This is a genomic window from Bacillus manliponensis (genome assembly GCF_000712595.1).
Classification (GTDB): domain Bacteria; phylum Bacillota; class Bacilli; order Bacillales; family Bacillaceae_G; genus Bacillus_A; species Bacillus_A manliponensis.
Map to the genome: position 1 here is coordinate 58,976 of NZ_JOTN01000012.1, position 15,337 is coordinate 74,312.

Genomic DNA, 15,337 nt, shown 5'->3' on the forward strand with positions numbered 1-15,337 from the left:
TTTTCATGATGGAATTGTAACAATTTGTTTTGTTTCACTTGATTGCATAGCTGCTAAAATGATTTCTAGTGATTTCATTCCTTCTACACCATTAATTAGTGGCTCTTTATTAGTAAGAATAGACTCTACAAACTGCTCAATCACATGTGAATTGTTTTGGCCACCTTCAGCATTCGATTGAATTTTATCAAGTTCATATTTTATAACTTCACCATTTTTATATTGAATGATGAGTGAGTAATTCGGATCATCTTCTAGGCGAAGAATGGCCTTTTCACCATAAATAATTGTTGAATTATCTTCTTTGCTAACGTAAGACCAGCTTGCTGTAAGTGATCCAATAATGCCACTTTCGGTTTTCAACATACATACTGCACAATCATCTACATTTGAAAATGTTTTTGCACTTGTCTCAACAAAAGCACCAACTTCTGTAACTTCTTCACCAAGAATATAACGAATTAAATCCGCTTTATGTACACCTAAATCACCCATTGCACCAAGAAATGCTTTATCTTTTTTAAAGAACCAGCTATCTTTTCCATCTACACTCCACGTCTCCGGGCCGCTATGACCAAATGCTGTACGGAAGCTATATATTTTTCCGATTTCTCCACTTTCAATCAATTGTGTTGCCTTTTGATGAGAAGTAACAAAACGCTGGTTATGACCAATCATTAGCTTTTTACCGCTTTTTTCAGCAGCTTCAATCATCATTTCCGCATCTTTTTTTGACGTTGCCATCGGCTTTTCACATAGTACATGGATACCTGCTTGTAAGGCAGCGATAGAAATTGATGCATGTAAATCATTTGGTGTACATACACTCACTGCATCTAACTCTTCACAATTGATAAGCTCGTTATAGTCAGTGTACATATTTACACCGTACTTATTGGCAATTTCTTTTGCGCGATTTTTATTATTGTCACAAACAGCGACAATCTGTACATATGGGTTTGCCTCGTATTCTGGCAAATGACGATACTGTGCGATGCTTCCACAGCCAATAACGCCTACTTTTAAAATATTCACTATCATATCCTCCTTTTGCTTGATTTGAACTTATTATAGAAATTTTTATACTGAAAAAACATGCTATATATCGTTATGTTTTTATCAAAAGTTGCCTTTTTCTATAAGAAATAGGGAAACTTACTTATCGCATTTTAATAAAGGTGATATATTGCTAGTAAGGGGGTGTAGATGCCTATGACAGAGGTGACTTGGAATAAGTCTGCTGAAGCAATTGAAGAAAAGGTTATTTATCAAAATCCATTACTATTTCTGAAGGTATGGGATATTGTCATGGAAACTTCTTATTGTGACAAAATTGAGAGTGCCCCTTGGCATTATCATGAAGAGATTGAGTTTCTAGCAATTATAGAAGGACATTTAGGTGTACAAAGTAAAGATAAGTATGTTGTTCTTGGCCCTGGAGATGTTGTCATTTTAGGAAACTCTGAGTTGCACCGATCACACAAACCTTCTGTAGGTCCGTTACACTACGTTGTGTTTCAAGTGAATTTAAAGCAACATTTTGACAGAATCATTATACAATATTTACACTGCTTTTCAGAACAAACAAAATCGTTAAATGAGTTAAACTATATTTTTGAACAAAATGAAGTAGTAAAACATGAGGCGCATGCCCTTATTATAGAAATCTTTACAGAATCACAAATGAAAATGAACGGATATGAAATCGCAATTAGCGCTGCTATTAAGAGATTACTTTTATTACTAGTAAGAAACGACACACATAACATATTAAATTATAGTGAACAAGACGATTTTGCTCGTTTAAAACCAGTGCTTGATTATGTAGAAAATCATTTAGGAGAAAAGATAAGCGTAACCGAAGCGTGTTCGTTAATAAATTTAAGCTATCATTATTTCATAAAATATTTTAAAAGGATTATGGGTATTTCCTTTTTAGATTATGTGAACTATAAGCGCATCAAACAAGCTGAAAGTTTATTAATAACAAGTGACCTTAGTATTACAGATGTCGGATGCGAAGTTGGGATTGCGAACATGTCGCAGTTTTATAAATTATTTAAAAAAGAAAATAACTGTTCACCGAAAGAGTTTAAGCAGCGAATACAAAGCGATAAAAAGTGAGGTCAGAACATGAAATATACATGTCCATGTTGTGGATATAAAACATTAGATGAAAAACCACCAGGTACATATGAAATTTGCGACATTTGTTTTTGGAAAGATGATGAAATTCAATTTCGCGATCCTGACTTTGAAGGTGGAGCAAACGAAGAATCTTTAAGACAATGCCAAAAAGCATTTTTACTAGGACGTACAAATCGACAGCTAACAGATGATGATAAAAGAGATTCTAAATGGAAACCTTTATCTTTTGCAGATTAATGTATTGTTCTTATAATTTTATGTAAGGAGTTGAATTATTGTGACTGTATTAGATCATATAAATGAAGCTTCTGAATTGTTATTAGTGTTATCAGCATTTTGTTTTCACATCTATTTATGGAGATTGAAGATGAAAAGAAAACTTACTGTTTTTGAATACATCATGTTTATTGTAGCGCAGCTTGCCTATCTTCTTTGGGGACTTAGTTTTATTGCTAAAACATGGGGTTAACATATAACCAAAAAGAAACAAGGACTTTCACCTGTCCTTGTTTCTTTTGTATATTTATTGTTTCACTGCATGAATGTAATGAATTGTTTCAAAGGCTGATAAGTAGTCATTTCGATTATGAAAATAACGTTCATGAATGTCAGTTGGTGATAACTGTTCATAAATGAGTAAACCTGATTTTTCTAACAATTTCTCAATTTCATCATAAGAAAAACAAGATTTCATCGGTTCACCACTTGCTGCCGCCATTTTAATCATATTTTCAACTCGATTAGAAATTCCTTTTTCTTTAAAGAGCCTCTCGTCAGCATAATCAAAAACGATAGAACTCCCTGCTCGTACTTTAGCAAACAAATACTCGATCAAATTTGAAAGTGCCTCTTTCGTTAAATAATAAGAAACACCTAAAAGACTGAAGAAAGTTTTTTTATTACCAAACTGTGCATCTATTAATTTTTGATCAGAAAACTCTTTTGTGAAGTCCATAGAAACAAAGTGAAGATTGCTCGGGATTTTTAAATTAGCCTCGTCCAATCTTAGTTTTTTAAATTCCTGTGTATCAGGATGATCAACTTCAAATATTTCTACGGTGTTCTCTAGTTCTGGATGTCGAAAACTAAACGTATCTAATCCAGCGCCAAGTATAACATATTGTTTTAACCCTAACGTTACTTCATGAAGTAATACTTTTTCAGAATAGGCAGCACGTGCTAACGGTGTTGGAGAAAGTTGGATTTGTGTAATCCATTTTAATATTTCTTCTGTATTTCCTTCGAGTTCTTGTGCAATATCTTTGTTGAAAAAATGTATACCTTGGACCATATTCTTTTTGATGTCATTGAATTCTTTTTCTGAAATTAAATCTTTCGCGATATAATCATTAAAGACTTTAGGCATATCAAATTGACTATGGTAAGCCCTGCCGAATGCTGATATTAATGAAGTTAAACTCGATTCACCTTTTTTCATGCAAATACACTCCTTCACTTTAAAACAAAAAATAGGATTCCCCTGGCCAGGAGAATCCTATTATACACTTAAAATTAAATTTGGTAAATTATAGCATAGATAAAATATTTTGTCAAGTTTTAATGGATGGTTATATCCATTCTTTTCCGTATTTATGAATAAATTTTATATCATTTTGATAATGTTCAAGATGTCCTTCTTCTATCATCTTTTGAAAAGCGATGTCACCTTCCTTAGCTTTTCTTGTAATTGTTTTACATAGCCCCTCTAATCGAAGTAATACCATTTCTAAATAGCTTGCTTCCATTTTCATACCGTAAGATTCAAAAAATAATGTAATTCTTTGTTTTATGTGGTTAGCATGCTGCGGTGCATGATAATCAACTTTTTCACCCGTTTCAGAAAAATAGAATCTACTTAAGGGAATGCAAGTGTAAAGCGTATAAGCAATGTCCCACAATCTTGGACCTGGTCCGGCAACATCAAAATCAATGATACCTACTGGCTTTTCCTGATGAAAAATAAGGTTGTATATTGCAAAATCATTATGACAAATCACTTCAAAAGGTTTTGGCGTATTATCGATTGGTTGCCAGCTATCATCAAATGAAAAATCACTTACAGTATCATGGTAAAGACGTAACATTTTTGCAATTTCTATTAAAGCATCATTAGACCACATATATTCTTTTACAGGATAATTTCCAGCTTCTCCTTCAATAAATGATAATATCTCTCTTCCTTGTTCATCAATACCTAAAAACTTTGGTGCATAACGGAATTCTCTACTTTCTAAATGTTGCAATAGTTTATGAATTTGAGGACTATTGGGCTTTACATTTCTCCTTACAGTTTCTCCAGTCCGATACACATTAGAGACATTCCCACCAGCTAACATTTCCTCATTTTTATGATTTGTCATTTTAATGTTCCTTTCTACTTTCAAAGACTAGTTATTTTACAGGCACACAGATCTCGCAATAATGATTAGCAACCATTTCTTCACTATATCTTTCAAAAATTGGTCGATCGTCAATTTGATAGCCATCGTGTGCTAGTTTAGCAAAAATCTCACCCCATGCTTTTTGCACGTCCTCTGCTGTATGTTTTACTGTATAAACTGCGTATTTTCCACCAGAGAGATGGCCTTCATTAATGGATCCATCAATTTGATAGTCGTCTGAAATTATGATGCCAGCATCGTAACGGCAATCCTCAGGTAAAACAATTTCTGGATTGTCATGCGCAATTCCAAGGATGATTGAGGTTTGAGAAAGTAATTTCTTTGATGCAGCCCATTGTTTCAATTTTTCCATTGCTTGCATGTTATTAGAGCCATATGGACCAATTTGGCGCATGTATGCAGTGCGACATGTTGGTAATGTTTCAATCTTAATATTCATCTTTTCCTCGCCCTTTCTTTGTTAATATTTACTATATTTTGAATGTATCATCTTATAAAAATAGAATCACTTACTTTTTTAAAATATTTAAAAAAAACAAAAAACCGCTTGGATCGTCGTCCAAACGGTTTTTTGTTTTTTTATTTGTAAAATACTTTATCTACATTGTATTTTGCTTGTAATTCATTGATGGTATATGTTTCGTAAATTTCACGATGCATTGCGTCTTCTACTACACATACGTCGATTCGATATACTTCATCACGATGATCTTTAATTGGTGAAGTGTTATCTTGGAAATGTTTCTTAATACGTTGTCTTAATTTTCTTGCTTTCCCAACGAAAAGTAGCTCATCATTAATGTTATAAAACATGAAGATGCCGCCTTTATCACGTGGGATTAAGTGAAAATCAATAAAACCACCGATTGGAGTGATTATTGGTTCGTCGCCTTTTATAACTTGTTTACGTTCTGTAATTGTAACGTCTACGTGTGGCATATAAATTTTAATCAAAATGTAGTCACGTCCTCTTTTAAGATAGACGTTAATCGTATCATAAGTAAGGGAGAAAAACCACTACTATTTCGATTGTTCAATCGCACCAGCCACGTCATAATTATTTAAATCGAGCTCTGTTGGTTTTCCAAGCACTAAATTAGCAAGTTCTGCGCCGACAAATGGTCCTGCCGTTAACCCAGAAGCACCAAGGCCGTTCGCAACAAAGATACCTTCAAAGTTAGGTAATGCACCGATAACTGGAAGGAAACCTGGTGTAAATGGTCTAAAGCCGACTCTCGTTTCTATCATCGTACCATCGGATAAACCAGGTGCAACTGTTAATGCTTTATGAAGTACTTCATGTACACCTCCCGCTGTTACACGGTAATCAAAACCTGTGTCGTCTTCGTGCGTTGCCCCAACAACAACACGACCATCTGCAAATGTTAAAATGTATTGATTATTTGGCGGCATAACAACTGGTAAATCACTTGTATTCGTTTGTTCCATATGAAGATGAACAATTTGTGCTTTTTGGAAGGTTACTAAAAAGTTTATGCCAAGTGGCTTTAGTAATTCATTCCCCCAAGCTCCTGTCGTTACAATTGTTTCATCTGCAAACAGGGTTTCACCGTCTATTGTAATACCAGTTACTTTATTATCTTTATGTATTAATGCGGCATCCCCAGTACGAACTACTGCTCCATGCTTTTTTGCTGCACTCACAAGAGCTTGACGCAGTGCTCGTCCATTTACGCGAGCGGCACCGCTTATATGTACGGACGCATATTCTTCTGAAAGCATTGGAAAAATCCGCTTCGTTTCTTCTTGTGATAAACGAGTAATTTCTCCAATTTCAGGCGCATCTTCACGGCGTTTATACGCTCTTTCCTCCATTTGATCTAATTTTTTTGGATCAGTATGAAGACTAATTGCACCGACCTTTTTATATCCAGTATCCGTTTCTCCATCGGCTTCTAACTGCTGGATTAAAGAAGTATAATATTTAGCGCCACCTTTTGCGAGTGCATACCATACCTTGTTACGGCGCTGCGAGAGCCACGGACATACAATTCCCGCAGCAGCGTCTGTTGCTTGCCCAGCATCTCCTCGGTCTACTAATGTAACATTCGCGCCTGTTTTTGCTAAATGATACGCCGCAGAAGCGCCAACAATTCCTGCTCCAACTACAATATACGATTTCATGTAAAAACACCTTTTCTATATAAATTCTGTCCCAACTAGAAGGTTAATAAGAAAATGAAGAGAAATCAAGTAAGATACTGTTTAAAATTATGACGAATTCTAAAACTTAGTAATGTACTAATACTTTTACAGGCTGAATTTTGTCGTCATTTAGGTCATGGAAACATTGTAGTACGTTATTAAAAACTCTTTCAACCGTTACGAATTATTACTATTTCTTACCCATGTAAAACAAGGTTTGCTACTTTGGCTGGGGATACAGCTTGTATGTAATATTCTTCCGCTTTCCAATAGCGTTCTTGAAATTTTTTAATGTTTTGCTGTGTTTCTTTCCTCTCCCGCAAAAATTGTTTCTCTTTCGGACAATCCAAATATAAAACAAAATCAAAGTATGATTTCCATTCTTCTCGTTGTAAAAATACGCCTTCTATTATGATGATGCCTGTTTTAGGAAGTGTTACACATTTTGTTTCATGCGTATCTGTTTCGTCTTTGTAAAATGGTAATGTTATTTCATTATTTATCTTTAATAATCGAAAAAAATAATCTTGGAGCCAATCGATATCCCACTGTAAATAACAATATTCAAACCACTCTTCACGACCGGTATGATATCGCTTATTTCGTTCTACGATATAATCATCAATATGAAAAATAACATATGGAACCTCGTGTTTTTCTAGCTCTTTACCTAGATGCTTTACACACGTCGTTTTCCCAGAACGGCTTAAACCATCAATTCCTAAAATAAATTTTTCCCCGTACTGCAATGTTGGAATAGATTGCATAATAGATGAAAACAAATTGATCATTCCTTTGTATAAGTGTCTACAATATATTCGGGTTATAGCATTAGATTTCCTTTTTCTCATCTATTTCACTTCGTTTTTTGGATAAATAATTGCTTATTCCGAGAAACTAAAATAGAAATAAGCACGGATAATTTGTGTACACATGCCTAGGATAGCAAAATTCCAATTTTCATTTTTATAAAGTGAAACTTCAATCAGTGGGGGGTTCTCCATCCCTCGCTGATTGTTAGTTGAACCAATCGGCCCGTTAATGCGGGATAAAGAGGGATAATAATGATTCATAAATTAAAATGGTTCATAATGGTTAGTATGTTATGCATGATAAATTTTTGCCCTATTGGTGAAGTAAAGGCAAAAATGTTAATACGGAAAGACTTAGAACCAACGGGTATAGTTACTTGGGACGTACCTCTTAATAAAAAAGTAATTGCACTTACGTTTGATGACGGACCTAGTGTAAAATACACACCGCAAGTTTTAGATGTATTAAAAAAGTATGATGCAAAGGCAACATTTTTTATGATTGGATTTCGTATGGAGCAATCTCCACAATTAGTACAAGCGGTTTTAAAAAATGGGCATGAAATAGGTAATCACACAATGAACCATATATATGCACAAGAAGCCAATTCACAAAAAGTTAAACATGATATTTTAAAGGGGCAAGAATTTATAGAAAAATGGAGTAAAGATTCAATTCTTTTTAGGCCGCCGGGTGGATATATAAATGAAACCGTACTTACTATGATAGAACAACAACATGGTCACATCGTGCTTTGGTCTTGGCATCAAGATCCCCGTGATTGGTCAAAGCCTGGTATACATACAATTGTAAATCATGTATTAAAAAATGCGCGCGGCGGAGATATTGTACTTCTTCATGATGGTGGCCCTGATCAACAGCAAACTGTTGAAGCTTTAAGAATTATTCTTCCGAAATTGAAAGAAAGAGGATTTCAATTTGTTACAGTATCTGAACTGCTTCAATACAAAAATCAATAAAGATGCACCATGCTCTATATAATGGTGCATCTTTATTCTTGTTTAAAATAAACTTGCATATTTTTTGTTAGTTTCATCGTTTCTATTAATTGCCGAACCCCTTCTTCAATTTGTTCTTCTTTTACATGTGAAACATTCAGTTTTAACCATTTTTCTTGAGGGAAGTAGGCCAAATAATGTTTATCTATTGATTCTATTACTATATTTTTCTGCTGTGCATTTTGAATAAATGCTCTAATTGGGATGCTTTTATCTAATGCTAAACACGTGTGAACAGCTAATGGTGTTGTTATCGTATATGTAAACAAATCTTCGTTTACTGAAGATAATTTCTCCAATGCAGCAGATAATCGGCTTGTTCTAGCAAAATAGGAATCACGAATCTTTCGTTTATGTCTATCAAACATCCCACTTTTTATATAAATTTCTAATGCTGCTTGTGAAATCATCGAGCTATCAATGTCTAATAACTTTTTATATTTATGAAACACGGCGGCGATGGAAGGTGGTATAACTGCTACACCTATTCGTAAACCAGGGAAAATGATTTTAGAATAACTTTTTACATAAATGACATATTCACGATTATCATAATTATAAATAGGATCTTCTTTTGAATTTTGTTCTAAATCTGCTAAATAATCCTCTTCTACAATAAATACATTATATTTTTTAGCTAAAGAAGCAATTGTTTCTTTTTCTTTTTTTAAATAAGAAGTTCCAAGCGGATGATGAAATCTAGGGATTGTATAGAAAAACTTAATCTTTTCATTTTTAAAGATTTGTTCTAATTCATTTAAATCAATGCCTTCTGTTGTACGTGTAATGCCGCAAACAGGAACACCATTTGTTTCAAGATATTCAATAAATAAATGATAACTTGGTTGTTCAATTAATATTGTTTCATTCCCATTTGGAAACGGTATAGAAGTAAGAATCACTAACGCTTGCTGGACACCAGATGTAATAAAGATGTCCTCTTCCCTCACAAATATTTGATAGTTTGCTAGCTGTCTCTGAAGTACGGAGATTAAGGATGGTAAACCTTTTGGAGTTCCATATATAAATAAATCATTTTTATACGTATCAATCGCCTTATTAATACAGCGCTGAAAGTCTAAATATGGAAATACATCAGGGTCAGGAGCCGATGTAACAAAGTCGATCCACTGTGATGAAGTATCGTTTGGCAATTTATCTTTTTTTACAACGTAATAACCACTTTTCGGTACAGAGTAAATCATATGTTTTCGTTCTAATTCATGGAGTGCACGAATGATGGTTGCTTTGTTACAGTCATATTGGTTTACGAGAAAACGAATAGATGGTAACTTCTCACCTTCTTTTATCTTGCCTGTTTCAATCATACTTTCTAAATAACGCAGTACAGTTTCATACTTATACATGTAGTTCACCTCTCTATTTGTACCGGTACAGTTCCTGTTTCTTTACATTGTAGCATTGCTTCAAGTACATTACTATGAACGCATACTGATCAGTAACAAAATAATATGAGGTGAAGAATCATGAATCAACAAAAAAATGCTTATATTGCAGCGTTATCATACGCATTCATTATCGGTTTTTCATTTATGTTTGTAAAATTAACATTACATGTAGCAAAGCCAATAGATATACTTGCTCATCGCTTTACAGTTTCATTTCTAGTGGCGAACTTGCTTGTTCTTTTCCGGTTTGTAAAATTAAATATTTCATTTGAAAATATCATAGCAATTTTACCACTTTCCTTACTATACCCAGCACTTTTCTTTTCATTTCAAGCATTTGGGTTAGTATACACCTCTTCTTCAGAAGCAGGTATTATTCAAGCAGTTATTCCTATTTTTACAATGTTATTAGCTTCATATTTTTTAAAAGAACGTACAAATATGTGGCAAAAGCTATCCTTATTATTATCTGTCACAGGTGTTGTTTATATCTTTATTATGAAAGGGATTGGGAATGTTGAAACGAGCTTTATTGGGATTTTCCTCATATTACTTTCAGCATTTTCATCTTCTAGTTATAATGTATTGGCTAGAAAGATGATGAAAAAATTTAATGTATTCGATCTAACATATATGATGACCTTTATTGGTTTTCTTAGTTTCAATACAATTGCGGTAGTAAATCATATTCAAAGTGATACAGTACGTGTATACTTCGAGCCATTTGCCAATGCAACATTCCTTATGGCTATTTTATATTTAGGTATACTTTCGTCATTCCTGACAGCATTTCTGTCTAATTATGCATTACGTCACATGGCAGCATCAAAAATGAGTGTATTTAGCAATCTTTCTACACTTATCACCATCATTGCTGGGGTTGTCTTCTTGCAAGAAGAAATTGCTTATTATCATATAATTGGAGCTATCATGATTATTTTAGGAGTAATTGGAACAAATATATTAGATGAAAAAGGTATTTCTGTAATGACGAAGAAACCTTATATGGTAAATAAAAAATAAGCGGTTATAGAGATGTCGCAAACATATGCAGTTCATATTTCGGATGTGAATGAAGTAACAACGCAGTTAGATTCATTATTAAATATTGAAATTTTATCTAAAGAAGATTTAGTTATATTTTTACAAAGACAGTCCCGGTGTCTACAAGAAATCGAAGAGCAATTACTTCAGCATTATATTGCTTTTCAGCAAAATACAAATGATGAAACAGCAAAAAAAGTGTATAAATTTGACCAGAAACATATACAACCGCTTGTAAAGCGTTATAAAGGACTATTTGAACAAAAATATTACGAGTCTCCTTTTCGTTTACAATTAGATCAAGACTATGAATTTTTGAATAAACGTATTCAAAATGCAAATGAATTGTTTCACGAGCAAAACATTGAGCTTGAGGTAACAGAAGATGAACTCATTACAAAATACTTTACAATCACAGGTAATTTGACCGTCATGTGGGATGAAGCAGAAATATCTTTCATGGAGCTACGAGCATATTTTCAAGATGAAGATCGTAATGTACGCCAAAAAGCAATGACACTCCTCTTTGAAGCATTGCAATCGGCTGAAGATGAATTACAGAAACTGTTACATGAATTAATTGCGATACGAAGTAAAAAAGCAAATAATATAAAGCTGCCTAACTACCGAGATTATATGTTTAAAAAATATGAGCGCTTTGATTATAATGAAAAAGACTGTCATGCATTTGCACAATCAATTCGTGATTACGTTATACCGTTAGAAGAAAAGTTCCAAGAAGAACTTCGTCAAAGTATTCATATCGACACATTGCGACCATGGGATACACGAGCAACTCCAAATAATCAAAAACCACTAAAACCAATAGAGCATGAGGATGAGTTAATTGAAAAAAGTAAGATTATCTTAGAGAAATTAGATGATAGCTTTGCGGTATTGTTACAAAAGATGCAAGACCAAGATAATTTAGATTTAAAGAGCCGAATTGGTAAAGCACCAGGTGGATTTTGTGAGTATTTACCGTTTTCTAAGCAATCTTTCATATTTATGACACTCACCAATACCCAAGATGATGTCGTTATATTCTTACATGAAATGGGGCACGCTCTTCATAATGAATTAATGAAAGATATCACAGTAAAACAATATCAACAATTGCCGATGGAAACAGCAGAACTTGCAAGTATGACAATGGAACTCTTTTCAATGGAGCACTGGGATGTATTTTATGACGACAAAGAACAATTAAAACAAGCGAAGCAAGAGCAGTTAAAACAAATTGTAGGTTTTTTACCATTCACACTTCTCATTGATCAATTCCAGCATTGGTTATATGAAAACCCAGTCCATTCTGCTAAAGAACGTAATGATAAGTTTCTAGAACTAGCAAAACGCTATGATTCAAGCGTAGTAAATTGGGAAGGTTATGAAGCATGGCAAACAGCACAATGGCTACATGTTCTGCATATTTTCGAAGTACCTTTCTATTATATTGAATATGCAATTGCACAAATTGGTGCTCTGCAGTTATATAAGCAATATAAGAAGAACCCGAAGAAAACATTAGAAAACTATAAAAAAGCTCTATCATTAGGTAGCTCCAAATCTGTAAAAGAAGTATATGAAACAGCTGGTATTACATTTGATTTCTCAAGCGAAACGATAAAAGATGTGTTAAGTTTTGTGGAGAAGGAATTAGCGTTATTATTGTTTACATAATTATATTATGTTTTATCTGTTTGTAAATCTAAATAGTGTGTAGAGTTTATGAATCTATCTTCTTTTATAAATCCAAAAGTTACATAAAAATGTTCTGCTTGTTCTGTATCAGTATGAAGTACTAAAATTTCATAGTGCCTTTTTGCATTATCAATGATTGTATTTAATAGTATGCTCCCTATGCCATATCGTCGATAATCTTTACATACATAAAATCTTCGTAGGCGTCCAATTTTTTCTGCATTTGAAAACGGATCTATATTTAGTCCAGCAATTGCAACTAGTAGACCTTCTTTGTTGAACACACCATATAAAGATTCTCCAGGTTTACTAAAGTTATTTGTTCCATTTCTATAATCTGTAATTAGTCTTTCAAGAAAGCGGAAGCCTTCGTTTTTACTTTCAGTAAGTAAAGAAGTACAATCAATAGAGAATAAATCTTTAATTTCTTCTACTCGAAATCCTCTCATCCAAGTCTCCTATTTAACCAGAAATCCCTTAGTATAAATAACTTTTTATTATGTATTTTTTGCACAATAAAAAGTTATTTATATCTACTTTAATTTTCATACCTCTATCATATTATCGATTTTAAAAATGTTTTATCGCAAATAATTTTCAGATAATTATGTCCGTAATTATGATGTTCACTTTATAAATTATTAATAGTAACGACCAGCTTCAGCAGCCATTGCCATTGCTTTTGTTTCATGAATCGTACCATATGGATGTTCTGGTGGTGCATAGATAGAGTAAAGTTTAAGTGGCTTATTTCCTACATTAGTTATATTGTGCCATTTTCCAGCAGGTATCATAATTGCATAATCATCATAAGCCATTTCTTGAAAATTCAATGTATCTTTGCTATCGCCCATTTGAACGAGCCCCTGCCCTTCTTCAATTCGTATGAATTGATCAGTTGTCGGGTGAACCTCCAAACCTATGTCTTCTCCAACATTAATGCTCATTAGAGCCACTTGTAACTTTTGCCCTGTCCATAGTGCGGTACGATATGTGTTGTTTTGCTCGGTAGCTTGCTCAATATTGACCACAAATGGTCTTGACCCATAATCTGTTAATCTCATGTTTCCGTAATGATTATTCCAGTAGTAATAATAAGGATTCCAGTTACTGTACATTTGATTGTACCATTGATTATGATAGCATGATGTACGGTACATATTCATGCTCCTCCCTATGATTTCATTATTTATTTGTATCCTATGCAGTTGTCTATTTATAAAGATACAAACCAGGGAAAAATGGGCTAACAATGACAATGTAAAATTAAATTGATAATCAATTGTACATATGAAATCTTCTTATACACCTGGAGATTGTATAACATTATATTTTTTGAATCTCTACTCCTTCCTCTTTGAATTGCTTAAGTTTTGAAGGGTGTAAACTAAAAATACAAAGTATAACTGAAACAACTAGCATAATCAGAGCACCAGTAATAACGATAAACGGAATTGAAATAAGCTGAGCAGTAACACCAAACGCGATAATAATAAAAATCTCTAAAATAGATTTCATAAACCCATATAAACTACCAACACGCCCCATCATATGAACGGGAATGTTATTTTGATAGAAAGTAAAGAAACCAGTATTGGCGAAAGCAAGTGCAAAGGATAATACGAAAAATCCGGTTGCTGCTATGATAAAAGAATTTGAGAAAGCATAAATAATATATCCGCTGGCAAATAAAAATGACCCGCCTGCAATTAATAGTGATGTCTTGATTTTCTCTACAAATACAGCATTTATGCACGCCCCAGTAATAAATCCGGCTCCCGCGATACTGACAAGAAAACTATATTCATTCATCGGTAAATGTAACACTTCAGTCGCAAATACCATTTCAAGAGAATCTAAAGCAGCTGAGAACACCATTATGAATTGAAACAAAAAGTAAATACTCATAATATATACGTTTTGTTTACTAAAAGAGAATACAGCACTCCAATCTTTTTTTAATAGCGTGAAAGACAATTTTTCATGTTCCGCATTCAGAGTTGTTTCTCTTTCGAGATTCGGTAAAAAGAGTGTAATCAGCCCTGAAAGAAAAAGAGCGGCCCCGTTCATATAGATAGCTAACATTGGTGTTCCAATTAAAAATAATAACCCCGCAATCATTGGCCCAACAACAAATGCGCCGGAATCAATAAAGCTTGTAAGTGAATTAAATCGTTTTCTTTTTTCTATTGGAATAAGTTTTGTAATATAAGTAGTTGACGTTGGTTCATACATTGAGCGTGCCATGTTAATGAATAAGACGATGCAGTATATGACCCAAATGTTTGAAATAAGCGGTAAAATCAAAATTAATACTGCTTGATATATATCAAGGATAACCATTAACTTTCGTTTATTGAACCGGTCAATAAAACTCCCCGCCCAAGCATTTGTGAATATAGTAGCTAATGGACCGATGATATAAAGAGCAGCTACTGCAAGTGGTGAACCTCCCATATTAAGTACCATCGCGTTTAAAGCGATTAAATATACCCAAGCACCGAGATTTGCCATACCAATACTGCATAATAATAATATCCGATATTTCCATGATATGAAGATGTTTTTTACAGACATTGCTTCTCTCCTCCCTTATTGTTCTTCATATATTTTGGCAATAAAAAAATCCCACCCC

17 protein-coding genes are annotated in these 15,337 nt (G+C 33.6%); 6 read left to right on the forward strand and 11 right to left on the reverse strand.

What is annotated here, in order from left to right; genetic code table 11:
- Positions 1 to 3: 3 nt before the first annotated feature.
- A complete protein-coding gene (locus BAMA_RS14510; protein WP_157406008.1) occupies positions 4 to 1,035 on the reverse strand; it encodes a Gfo/Idh/MocA family protein in 1,032 nt (343 codons plus the stop codon).
- A gap of 177 nt (positions 1,036 to 1,212) precedes the next feature.
- Between BAMA_RS14510 and BAMA_RS14515 the strand changes: the two genes are divergently transcribed.
- The 3 genes from BAMA_RS14515 to BAMA_RS14525 are packed head-to-tail and all read left to right on the forward strand — an operon-like array spanning position 1,213 to position 2,617.
- Entirely contained in the window at positions 1,213 to 2,124 is a 912-nt protein-coding gene (locus BAMA_RS14515) for a helix-turn-helix domain-containing protein (RefSeq protein WP_034640479.1), read from the forward strand.
- Positions 2,125 to 2,133: 9 nt separating this feature from the next.
- Positions 2,134 to 2,385, forward strand: coding sequence for a CPCC family cysteine-rich protein (locus BAMA_RS14520; protein ID WP_034640265.1), 252 nt, complete (start codon positions 2,134 to 2,136; stop codon positions 2,383 to 2,385).
- A gap of 40 nt (positions 2,386 to 2,425) precedes the next feature.
- Positions 2,426 to 2,617: a hypothetical protein gene (locus tag BAMA_RS14525; protein ID WP_235184458.1), complete on the forward strand. Its 192-nt coding sequence runs from the start codon at positions 2,426 to 2,428 to the stop codon at positions 2,615 to 2,617.
- 54 nt (positions 2,618 to 2,671) lie between these two features.
- Here BAMA_RS14525 and BAMA_RS14530 read toward each other — a convergent pair whose 3' ends face one another.
- From BAMA_RS14530 to BAMA_RS14555, 6 genes are all read right to left on the reverse strand, one after another.
- A complete protein-coding gene (locus tag BAMA_RS14530) occupies positions 2,672 to 3,586 on the reverse strand; it encodes a class I SAM-dependent methyltransferase (RefSeq protein ID WP_034640271.1) in 915 nt (304 codons plus the stop codon).
- Between the two features lie 130 nt (positions 3,587 to 3,716).
- Positions 3,717 to 4,508 (reverse strand): phosphotransferase, encoded by a 792-nt coding sequence (locus BAMA_RS14535; RefSeq protein ID WP_034640273.1) that lies wholly within the window; start codon positions 4,506 to 4,508, stop codon positions 3,717 to 3,719.
- Between the two features lie 31 nt (positions 4,509 to 4,539).
- A complete protein-coding gene (locus BAMA_RS14540; protein ID WP_034640276.1) occupies positions 4,540 to 4,989 on the reverse strand; it encodes an AraC family transcriptional regulator in 450 nt (149 codons plus the stop codon).
- 140 nt (positions 4,990 to 5,129) lie between these two features.
- Positions 5,130 to 5,489, reverse strand: coding sequence for a nucleotide excision repair endonuclease (locus BAMA_RS14545; RefSeq protein WP_084158013.1), 360 nt, complete (start codon positions 5,487 to 5,489; stop codon positions 5,130 to 5,132).
- Between the two features lie 81 nt (positions 5,490 to 5,570).
- The gene (locus tag BAMA_RS14550) at positions 5,571 to 6,695 is read right to left on the reverse strand and encodes an NAD(P)/FAD-dependent oxidoreductase (RefSeq protein WP_034640282.1); all 1,125 of its coding nucleotides are present in this window, start codon (positions 6,693 to 6,695) and stop codon (positions 5,571 to 5,573) included.
- A 218-nt stretch (positions 6,696 to 6,913) separates the two neighbouring features.
- Positions 6,914 to 7,483, reverse strand: a complete 570-nt coding sequence (locus BAMA_RS14555; protein ID WP_034640480.1) for a kinase — start codon at positions 7,481 to 7,483, stop codon at positions 6,914 to 6,916.
- A gap of 297 nt (positions 7,484 to 7,780) precedes the next feature.
- Between BAMA_RS14555 and BAMA_RS14560 the strand changes: the two genes are divergently transcribed.
- Positions 7,781 to 8,509, forward strand: a complete 729-nt coding sequence (locus BAMA_RS14560) for a polysaccharide deacetylase family protein (RefSeq protein ID WP_034640285.1) — start codon at positions 7,781 to 7,783, stop codon at positions 8,507 to 8,509.
- Between the two features lie 32 nt (positions 8,510 to 8,541).
- Here BAMA_RS14560 and BAMA_RS14565 read toward each other — a convergent pair whose 3' ends face one another.
- Positions 8,542 to 9,915, reverse strand: a complete 1,374-nt coding sequence (locus BAMA_RS14565) for an aminotransferase-like domain-containing protein (RefSeq protein WP_034640288.1) — start codon at positions 9,913 to 9,915, stop codon at positions 8,542 to 8,544.
- Between the two features lie 120 nt (positions 9,916 to 10,035).
- Here BAMA_RS14565 and BAMA_RS14570 point away from each other — a divergent pair, with 120 nt between their 5' ends.
- Both BAMA_RS14570 and BAMA_RS14575 read left to right on the forward strand, forming a co-directional pair.
- Complete coding sequence (locus BAMA_RS14570) at positions 10,036 to 10,980, forward strand: DMT family transporter (protein ID WP_034640291.1); 945 nt, start codon at positions 10,036 to 10,038, stop codon at positions 10,978 to 10,980.
- A gap of 12 nt (positions 10,981 to 10,992) precedes the next feature.
- Positions 10,993 to 12,681, forward strand: a complete 1,689-nt coding sequence (locus BAMA_RS14575; protein ID WP_034640294.1) for a M3 family oligoendopeptidase — start codon at positions 10,993 to 10,995, stop codon at positions 12,679 to 12,681.
- A 5-nt stretch (positions 12,682 to 12,686) separates the two neighbouring features.
- Here BAMA_RS14575 and BAMA_RS14580 read toward each other — a convergent pair whose 3' ends face one another.
- The 3 genes from BAMA_RS14580 to BAMA_RS14590 all read right to left on the reverse strand — a co-directional run bounded on the left by BAMA_RS14580 (position 12,687) and on the right by BAMA_RS14590 (position 15,279).
- Positions 12,687 to 13,151: a GNAT family N-acetyltransferase gene (locus BAMA_RS14580; protein WP_034640297.1), complete on the reverse strand. Its 465-nt coding sequence runs from the start codon at positions 13,149 to 13,151 to the stop codon at positions 12,687 to 12,689.
- A gap of 192 nt (positions 13,152 to 13,343) precedes the next feature.
- Positions 13,344 to 13,862: a cupin domain-containing protein gene (locus tag BAMA_RS14585; protein WP_051758962.1), complete on the reverse strand. Its 519-nt coding sequence runs from the start codon at positions 13,860 to 13,862 to the stop codon at positions 13,344 to 13,346.
- Positions 13,863 to 14,028: 166 nt separating this feature from the next.
- On the reverse strand, positions 14,029 to 15,279 hold the full coding sequence (locus BAMA_RS14590; protein ID WP_034640303.1) for an MFS transporter: 1,251 nt from the start codon (positions 15,277 to 15,279) through the stop codon (positions 14,029 to 14,031).
- Between the last annotated feature and the right edge of the window lie 58 nt (positions 15,280 to 15,337).